9 protein-coding genes, 1 other RNA gene and 1 pseudogene are annotated in these 8,247 nt (G+C 63.6%); 6 read left to right on the forward strand and 5 right to left on the reverse strand.

Annotation, left to right across the window (positions count from 1 at the left end; translation table 11 throughout):
* Positions 1-451: molybdate ABC transporter substrate-binding protein (gene modA, locus EN781_RS18590; protein ID WP_127400219.1), on the reverse strand; the 451-nt coding region annotated here is incomplete at its 3' end.
* A 160-nt stretch (positions 452-611) separates the two neighbouring features.
* On the opposite strand from modA, the pseudogene EN781_RS18595 reads away from it, so the two are divergent.
* A pseudogene (locus EN781_RS18595) lies at positions 612-816 on the forward strand (molybdopterin-binding protein).
* A gap of 188 nt (positions 817-1,004) precedes the next feature.
* On the opposite strand, the gene EN781_RS18600 reads toward EN781_RS18595, so the two are convergent.
* Both EN781_RS18600 and EN781_RS18605 read right to left on the reverse strand, forming a co-directional pair.
* Complete coding sequence (locus EN781_RS18600) at positions 1,005-1,799, reverse strand: thymidylate synthase (protein ID WP_126059043.1); 795 nt, start codon at positions 1,797-1,799, stop codon at positions 1,005-1,007.
* Positions 1,800-1,942: 143 nt separating this feature from the next.
* Positions 1,943-2,254, reverse strand: coding sequence for a DUF2853 family protein (locus EN781_RS18605; RefSeq protein WP_126053951.1), 312 nt, complete (start codon positions 2,252-2,254; stop codon positions 1,943-1,945).
* 167 nt (positions 2,255-2,421) lie between these two features.
* Here EN781_RS18605 and ssrA point away from each other — a divergent pair.
* Positions 2,422-2,782: a transfer-messenger RNA gene (ssrA, locus tag EN781_RS18610) on the forward strand.
* Between the two features lie 177 nt (positions 2,783-2,959).
* Here the strand turns inward: ssrA and EN781_RS18615 are convergent.
* Positions 2,960-4,165 carry a multidrug effflux MFS transporter gene (locus EN781_RS18615; protein WP_126053950.1) on the reverse strand — a complete coding sequence of 402 codons (1,206 nt, stop codon included), beginning with the start codon at positions 4,163-4,165 and terminating at the stop codon, positions 2,960-2,962.
* A gap of 184 nt (positions 4,166-4,349) precedes the next feature.
* On the opposite strand from EN781_RS18615, the gene EN781_RS18620 reads away from it, so the two are divergent.
* The 4 genes from EN781_RS18620 (at position 4,350) to EN781_RS18635 (ending at position 6,148) form a co-directional block, all read left to right on the forward strand.
* Positions 4,350-5,039 carry a TetR/AcrR family transcriptional regulator gene (locus EN781_RS18620; RefSeq protein WP_126053949.1) on the forward strand — a complete coding sequence of 230 codons (690 nt, stop codon included), beginning with the start codon at positions 4,350-4,352 and terminating at the stop codon, positions 5,037-5,039.
* Positions 5,040-5,158: 119 nt separating this feature from the next.
* Positions 5,159-5,692, forward strand: coding sequence for an SspB family protein (locus EN781_RS18625; RefSeq protein WP_126053948.1), 534 nt, complete (start codon positions 5,159-5,161; stop codon positions 5,690-5,692).
* A gap of 18 nt (positions 5,693-5,710) precedes the next feature.
* The gene (locus EN781_RS18630) at positions 5,711-5,908 is read left to right on the forward strand and encodes a DUF4169 family protein (RefSeq protein WP_126053947.1); all 198 of its coding nucleotides are present in this window, start codon (positions 5,711-5,713) and stop codon (positions 5,906-5,908) included.
* A 9-nt stretch (positions 5,909-5,917) separates the two neighbouring features.
* Complete coding sequence (locus EN781_RS18635; RefSeq protein ID WP_126053946.1) at positions 5,918-6,148, forward strand: ribbon-helix-helix domain-containing protein; 231 nt, start codon at positions 5,918-5,920, stop codon at positions 6,146-6,148.
* On the opposite strand, the gene EN781_RS18640 is transcribed toward EN781_RS18635, so the two are convergent.
* Positions 6,145-8,247 (reverse strand): AsmA-like C-terminal region-containing protein (locus EN781_RS18640; RefSeq protein ID WP_281034379.1); only part of this gene is annotated, 2,103 nt, incomplete at its 5' end. The genes EN781_RS18635 and EN781_RS18640 overlap by 4 nt on opposite strands.

Here is an 8,247-nt window from a genome sequence, read left to right on the forward strand (position 1 = left end):
GCACAGCCTTGACGTCGCCCATGGCAAGCCTGCCATCGCCGATAAGCCTGGCAAGGTCGAAGCCCTTTTCGATCTTGGCCTCAACCTTGGAATCCGTCGGCGCCACCAGCACGATCTGGTTGCCGAGCAGCTTCACCTCGGTGTCGGGTTTGGTCAGCTTCCTGTCGGACAGATACTTCATCCAGTCGAGGTCGGCCGAGATGAAAATGTCGGCCGGCGCGCCGCCCTCGATCTGCTTGGCAAGCGCTGAGCTTGCCGCGTAGGAGATGGTCGCCGCCTCGCCGACATCGGCCTCGCAGGCCTTGTTGACGCCGTCGAGCGCGTCCTTGAGGCTGGCCGCCGCAAACACGATCAGCTTGTCCTCGGCACGGGCAGCCGGCGCCGAGATCGCCAGCGATGCCGCGAAAACGCCAATGGCGATCGCTCCCAGTCCAAAACCTTTGTGCGTCATGAAATTCTCCCCGGGTTTGAAATCCGATCAGCCCAATGCCTGCCGACCGATATATCTGCACGAATATAACAAGGAAAGACCTTTCGCGGCCCCTGTCGTTATGCGACAGGGTTTTCTCGGCCTACGATGGATTTTGGCAGACACAGCGAACGAGCCCGTCATGAAGATCAGCGCCCGCAATATCCTCAAGGGCACGATCGTCGAGATCGTCAAGGGAACCACCACCTCGCATGTCCGCATTGACACCGGCGGTGCCGTCGTCACCGCCTCGATCACCAACGAGGCGGTTGCCGACCTCAAGCTGGAAGGGCAAGCCGGCCTATGCCGTGATCAAGGCCTCGGATGTCATGGTCGGCATCGACTGACGGCGATTGTCGGACGGGTCAGACTCCAAATTCTGACATTGGGCCGAAGGTGCTTTGAGATTCAGGTCAGGCCGAGCCGAGAACGGCTATTTCCGAGAACCGGAGCGGAGCGTACTTAAAGTGCGTGAGCACCGGAAGCGCAGGAAACCGCCGTTCGCAAGCCGGCATCACCTGAATATCAGCACACCTCAAACGGCGATCGGCGCCTTGATGGTGGCATCGGCGAAGTAGTTCTCGAGCCGGAAATCCTCGAACCGGAAGGCAAAAAGGTCCTTCACCTCCGGATTGATCCACATCGTCGGCAGCGGCTTCGGCGTGCGCCGCAGTTGCTCGCGCGCCTGCTCGAAATGGTTCGAGTAGAGATGCGCATCGCCAAGCGTATGGACGAAATCGCCGGGCTTAAGCCCCGTCACCTGCGCCACCATCAGCGTCAGCAGCGCGTAGGAAGCGATATTGAACGGCACGCCGAGGAAAATGTCGCCGGAGCGCTGGTAGAGCTGGCAGGAGAGGCGGCCTTCCGAGACATAGAACTGGAACAGGCAGTGGCAGGGCGGCAACGCCATCGCCTCCACCTCGGCGGGGTTCCACGCCGAGACGATCAGTCGCCGCGAGTTGGGGTTCCGGCGTATCTCCTTCAAAAGACCCGCGATCTGGTCGATCTCGCCACCACGGCCGTCCGGCCACGAGCGCCATTGCTTGCCATAGACCGGACCGAGGTCGCCGTTCTCGTCCGCCCATTCGTCCCAGATGGAGACGCCATTGTCCTTGAGGTATTTGATGTTGGTGTCACCGGCCAGGAACCAGAGCAGCTCGTGGATGATCGACTTCAGATGCAGCTTCTTGGTTGTCGTGACCGGGAAGCCGCGTGAGAGGTCGAAACGCATCTGGTAGCCGAACACCCCACGGGTGCCGGTGCCGGTGCGGTCGCCGCGGTCGACGCCGTTCTCCAGCACATGCTTCAACAGGTCGAGATACTGGCGCATCGGCTTGGCCTCGATTCGGGTGTCAAGCAATCATAACCGACCGGCCGTCGATCGAATACCACAAAGCCCGCCGCAGATGTGGACGCGCCGATGTTGACGGCGCCGGCACCAGGTCGCGCCGGCTGCCGCCCTGTCGTCATGCTTCAGAGGGAGCCGAGCTTGCTGAGATCCTTCGCCACCAGATAGTAGAAAGTCACCCGGCTTTTGGTGTTGTCGGAGGCCATCGCCTTGCAGGCCTTCTCGATCGCGCCATCGGCCTTGTTGGCGTCGGCGACGCCGAGCTTCTTGGCGGCCCAGTTCTCCCGCACGCGTTCCAGTTCCTTCGGGTCCGTGCAGGACACCAGCGAGGAATCGCGGTTTCTGAGCGCGATGCCCAGGTGCTTCACGATCTTCTCGACCGCGTCGGCGCTGGCGCCAGCGTCGTACTTCTTCACATCCGCAAGATAGTCGGCCATCGGAAAAATCCCCTCCTCGGCGCCACGGATCCGGTCGATGAGGCTTGTGGCGCGCTACGCAATCTGTGCGCTGGGTAGCAACTCCTCACCGGTGCAAAGCTTCGGTTGAGCGCGCCGGCAAGTCAACCCTCGACGATCCATTTTGAGATAGGGACAAAGTCCCATTCGGCCTTTCAATTTCCATGATCGGCCCCTATATTCGTTTCGTCGGCTTGACCGACTATGGCGATAAACAGGCGATGCAATAAGCCGTTCGGACCCGGGGGCGGTACCCGGCGCCTCCACCAAAAACCGCTCTTTCGAAAAGAGCGGCTTTTGCTGGGGGCGAAATAGGATCGACGAAGGTGTAAAGATCGTACTTTTGCCCGGCATTGTACCACCGTCATCGGGCTAAACTTATAGTTGCCAACGACAACTATGCGGAAGCTCGTCTCGCTGCGTAATGCAGTGCGAACGCTTCAAATCAAGCCCTAGAGGTTCGCACTTCTAGGCGGGGTTCGGAGGTACCTGGCAACAGAAACCTCCACTTCTCCCCTCCTCCCACTTTTTGCAACCGCAAGTTTTTGGCCCAGGCGCGGGGCCACGACCTGTTCCCGCGCGTCCAATGGAGGCGCGATTGCGTTTCGTTCCCGATGCGGCGGGTTTATGCAAAACATGAAAAAGGCCGGGCGAGCCCGGCCTTTCTGTTACGATATTGAGCGTTGCTTACTCGGCCGGCGCTTCCACCGTCTCCCGCGCGCGGCCGAGCGTCAGCTTGGCGAGGGTGAAAGAAATCACCGCACAGAGCGTAATGCCGGCCACCATCGGCAGCGGGGTGCCGTCGAAGAACAGTCCGGCGACACCCATGGCCAGCGCACCGATGGCGAAATGCAGCGTGCCCATCAGCGCCGAGGCCGTGCCGGCGATCTCGCCATGCTCTTCCATGGCCAGCACCGAGGTCGTCGGGATGACCAGGCCGAGGAAGCCGTAGCCGACGAAGAGCAGCGCCGCCATCACGTCGAGCCGGTCGACGCCCGAGGCCATGATCGCGAACAGCGCCACCATCGTCGTCGCATAGCCAGTCACCGCCACCCAGACGACGCGCTTCAAGCCAAAGCGATCCGCCAGCATTCCCGTCAGTTGCGACATGCCGATGAAGGCAACCGCGTTGATCGAGAAGAACACACTATAGACCGACGGGGACAGGCCGTAGTGATCGATCAGGATGAAGGACGAACTCGACAGGTAGACGAAGAAGCTCGCGATGCCGAAGCCGGCAATCGAGACCAGCCCGAGGAAGTTGCGGTCGCCCATCAGGAAGCGGTAGCCCGACAACGCCGCGCCGAAGGATGAGCCGGCACGTTCCTCGACCGGCCGCGTTTCCTTGAGCGAAGTCGCAAGCAAGATGGTGGCAAGCACCGCCGCGCCCGTCACCGTCCAGAACACGGCGCGCCAGCCGAAGCTCTCGATGATCTGGCTGCCGGTCAGCGGCGCCAGGATCGGCGATACCGAAAACACCAGCATCAGCAACGACATCAGCTTGGCCGCCTCATTGCCGGTGTGCAGGTCGCGCACGATGGCGCGCGGAATGGCCATGCCGGCGCTGGCGCCGAGGCCCTGCAGGAACCGGAAGGCGATCAGCCATTCGATGGTCGGCGCCATCGCCGAGCCGATGCCGCCGACCATGAACAATGCGAGGCCGCCATAAAGCGGCAGCTTGCGGCCGACCATGTCCGAGATCGGCCCGACCAGAATCTGGCCGAAGCCCATCGACAGGAAGAAGATCAGCAGGCTCATCTGCACCGCAGAGGTGCCGGCATGCAGGTCCTCGCCGATCGACGGCAGGGCCGGAAGATACATGTCGATGGCGAACGGGCCGATGGCGGACAACAGGCCGAGCACGACCGCGATGCGGAGGAATTTGGGACTCATGATTAGGCTTCTTTCGGATCTGGCTGCCGCCGCGAAAGCGGCGTCTAACCCAGGACGTTCCATCCCGCGACATTCCGACACCTCAGAGGGGGACCTATTGTCTCTCCGGAGCGAATGCCTTGTGTTATGTCCACAAAATTAGACACTCTTGTCCAAATCGTCAATCGCCGCTATATAGTTTTTTATGAAGCCCTGCGTTTCTCCTGACAATTTCCCGCCACGCAGCCACGAGGCAAAGCGCATTTCGGTCGTCGAGGCCGCTGCTTCGGTCTTCTGCCGCGAAGGGTTTGCCGGCGCCAACATCGATCTGATCGCCGCCGAGGCCGGCGTGTCGCGCCAGACCGTCTACAACCATCATGGCGACAAGGAAAAGCTCTTCATCGCCGTGGTGCGCGACCTGACCGAGCGCTGCAACGCCGGCATCTTCGCCACCATCGCCACCTTTCCCGACCAGCCCACCGACATCGCGGCCGATCTTGTTGGCTTCGCCGTGCGCATGAACCGCAACTGCATCTGCAACCGCGACGGCAGGTTCTTGCGCAAGCTGATCCAGGCCGAGGGCGAGCGCTATCCCGAACTGTTCGCCGAATGGCGCGAGCAAGGCCCGGGCCGCACCTGGTCGGCGCTTGCCGCCCGCTTCGCCCGTCTTGCGTATGCCGGCTATCTCTCGATCGAGGACCCCGACGTGGCTGCGCGCCAGTTCCTGGCTCTCGTCAACGCGGAATTGCAGATAACCTTCATGCTTGGCGGCGCGCCAAAGGAAAGCGAAGTGTTGCAATCCGCCAGCAATGGCGTGCGCACCTTCCTTCGCGCCTTCGGCAGGCAGAAGGCCACGGCGCATGCGGCCAAGAAGAGCGTGCTCGTCGGCGCCTGAGCCATCAAAACACCGGCAATGGCCCTCGCTTCGAGAGGGCTGCGATCTATATGCGGTTTACGCCGCGCTCAAGCTTCATTACAGCTATGCGGACGATTCAACGGAACCCGACCCGCTACATGGCCGACGACCACATCCGCTACGACATTCTGGCCCAGGAGGCGTTGCGCGGCGTTATGCGCAAGGTCCTGGCCGAAGTCGCGCGCACCGGCCTTCCAGGCAACCATCATTTCTTCATCACATTCCTCACCGGCGCGCCGGGCGTTCGCGTGTCCTCGCGGCTGCGCGAGCGCTATCCGGAGCAGATGACCATCGTCATCCAGTTCCAGTACTGGGACCTGAAAGTGTCCGACACCGGCTTCGAGGTCGGCCTCTCCTTTTCCGATGTGCCGGAGAAGCTCGAAATCCCCTTCTCCGCCGTGCGCGGCTTCTACGATCCCTCGGTCAATTTCGAGCTCGAGTTCGATGTCAGGACTGATGGGGCGGCCGAGGACGAACCGGCGCAGCCCACGCCCGAGCCGCTGGCCGTCGTCACCGAGAAGAAACCGGAGACGAAGAAGAAAGCCGCCGCCGAGGCCGACAAGAAGCCCGCCGCGGCAGACGCCGGCAAAAGCGCCGACGTGGTGTCTCTCGACGCCTTCCGCAAGAAATAATTCCCCGGACGGTGCGGCATGGGCGACGTCGTCAATCTCCGCCAGGTCCGCAAGCAGAAGGCGCGGACCGAGAAGGAGCGGCAGGCCGGCGAGAACCGTGCCCTGCATGGCCGCTCCAAAGCCGATCGGGACCGTGACCGCATGGCCGCCGACAAGGCCGAGCACTTCATCGCCGACCATCGCCGCGAAAAGCCTGGTGATTCAAACGAGAGCTGAGCGCCTTACGTGAGCCCGGTCGAAAAGCGTTCCGTGACCATCCGCGGCCATCGCACCAGCTATTCGCTCGAAAAGGCCTTCTACGACGATCTCGTCGCCATCGCCGCGGCGCGAAAGCTGACGCTTGCCGCTCTCGTCGCCGAGATCGACGAAACCCGTCCGCGCGACGCCAACCTCTCCTCCGCGCTCAGGCTTTGCGTTCTGGATTGGGCCAAACGCGGGAAGAGCGGTTCGTCCTAGCCGCCATCCAGCGACTTCAGCAGGTTGTCGATCGTGAACGGATTGGACTTGGGCTTCGGTGGCGGTGGAGCCGAACCGTCATTGACGCCAGGAAGGGAGCCATCGACCTTTGGTGCTTGCTGGGCGGCCTTGCGTTGGGCGTCCCGCTTGGCCCTTTCTTCCGAGGCGATGCGCAGTGCCTCTTCGGCCTTTCGGCGTTCTTCCTCGGCTTGCGCCTTGGCCGCCGCGTCAGCCGCCTGCTGTTCCACCCTGGCTTTCGCTTCGGCATCGGCCTTGGCTTTGGCGCCCGCCTCGGCTTGCGCCTTTTCCTCGGCCTCGGCCTTGGCTTTCGCGTCGGCCTCGGCTTGCGCCTTCGCATCCGCCTCGGCCTTGGCTTTCGCTTCGGCCTCCGCCTGCGCCTTTGCCTCGGCTTCGGCCCTGGCTTGCGCCTCCGCTTCAGCCTTTGCCTTGGCCTCAGCCTCGGCTTGCAGCCGCGCCTCCTCCTGTTGCCGGCGCAGTTCCTCGGCCGCCCGGTCGCGTTCGGTTTGCAGTGCCGCGTAATAGCGCACCTCGCGGCGCAGCCGCTGCTTCTCCAAGAGCGCGGCCTGCATCGCCTCGACCCGCTGCTGCTCCTTCTCCAGCGCGCGCTGCGTCAGGAACTGCGCCAGCGGCTCGCTATCGAACAGGCGGTCGGCGGCGCCGAGCGGCCCCTCGACACTGAAATTCACCGCCGGCTCGGAGCCGACCAGCGCCTCGTCGCCTGGCCGGTAGGTGATGGCGCCCTTTGCCGAGACGGTGCTGGCGTTGAGATTCGCCGTGACGTCGGCGGACAGCGTCGCCGCCGGATTGTCGAGGCTGATCGGCGGCGCACGCAGCGTGCCGCCGGCCACCGTGAAGGCAATCTCGGTGTCTTTGGCGGCAAAATTGCCATTGGCTGCGATCTCCGGCGCGAAGCCTGCGGTCTTGGCCGCGTCGATATCGCGCCCGATCGAATCGGCCTTCTCGACGAAGGCGGGAAAGGCGTCCGGGTTGACGCCGGCGATGGTGAGCCCCCTCAGCGTCGCCGTACCGGAACCGGACAGAGCGGCTGCCATCGCATCGACGGACTTGCCGCTGGTCGACAGCGCCGTCGAGACATCGCCACTGCCGCTCAGGCCGGCATTTGGCAACAGGGCCGAAAGATCGGCACCGGCGAGCTTCATCTGGCCGGAGAAAAGCCCGGTGCCGTCATTGTTCTTCAGCTCGAACAGGCCGGTCAGCGCGCCGCCGAAGAGCCTGGCCTTGAGGTCCGAGACGCGGATGCCCTCCTGGTCGAGCTTCAACGACAGCGACGCGTCATGGGCGGTGGCGAACGGCCCGGCGGCGAGCGCCCCCGTGGTCAGATCAAGGTCGGCGGTGAAGGGCAGGCTGGACTTCTGGCTGAACGGTGCCGTCGGCCAGCCGCCCTTGCCGGCCAGGAAGGACTGATCGCCGAACAGCGCCACCGCCGTCGGATCGAGATCGAGCTCGTCGAGCGCCAGCGCGCCGGCAAGGTGCGGCATTCCATCCTTCACGTCGACATTGACGTCGCCGGAAACGGCCGCCTCGTTGATGGCGCCGTTCAGCCCGCTCAGCACCAGCAGACCGCTGCCGAAATCGGCATCTGCAGCCAGCGAGGCCGAGGTTCCCGTCCCCATGCCCGGCAGGCCGACGCCGGTCGTCATCAGCCAGGGCTCGATGTCGGAACCTTCGAGACTGACCTTACCCTTGGCCGACACGCCCTGTTGCGGCGTATCGGCAACCGTTCCCTGGAACTCGGCCTTGAAGTCGTCGGCCGCCAAGCTGAAGTCCGTCGCCAGCCCGCCGCTGAGCGAGCCCTTGGCGGAGATATCGGTGGTCGCCTCACCCAACATGCCGAGCGGCAATGCCGGCAGGCCGTAGAGCGCCAGCAACGCGGCGGCATCCGGGCTCCTGGCGTTGAAGGTCAGCGCCAGCGGCGCTTCGGCCAGCTGATCGGCCTTGCCCTTGCCCGACAGCGATGCCGAAAAGGCCGAGCCGCCCGCCTTGCCTTGCGCGCTCATCGCCAGGCCGATCGTGCCGTCGCCATTATCGGCGGCGCTCGTCACCAGATCGATACGGGC

Source organism: Mesorhizobium sp. M4A.F.Ca.ET.090.04.2.1, from assembly GCF_003999085.1.
Classification (GTDB): domain Bacteria; phylum Pseudomonadota; class Alphaproteobacteria; order Rhizobiales; family Rhizobiaceae; genus Mesorhizobium.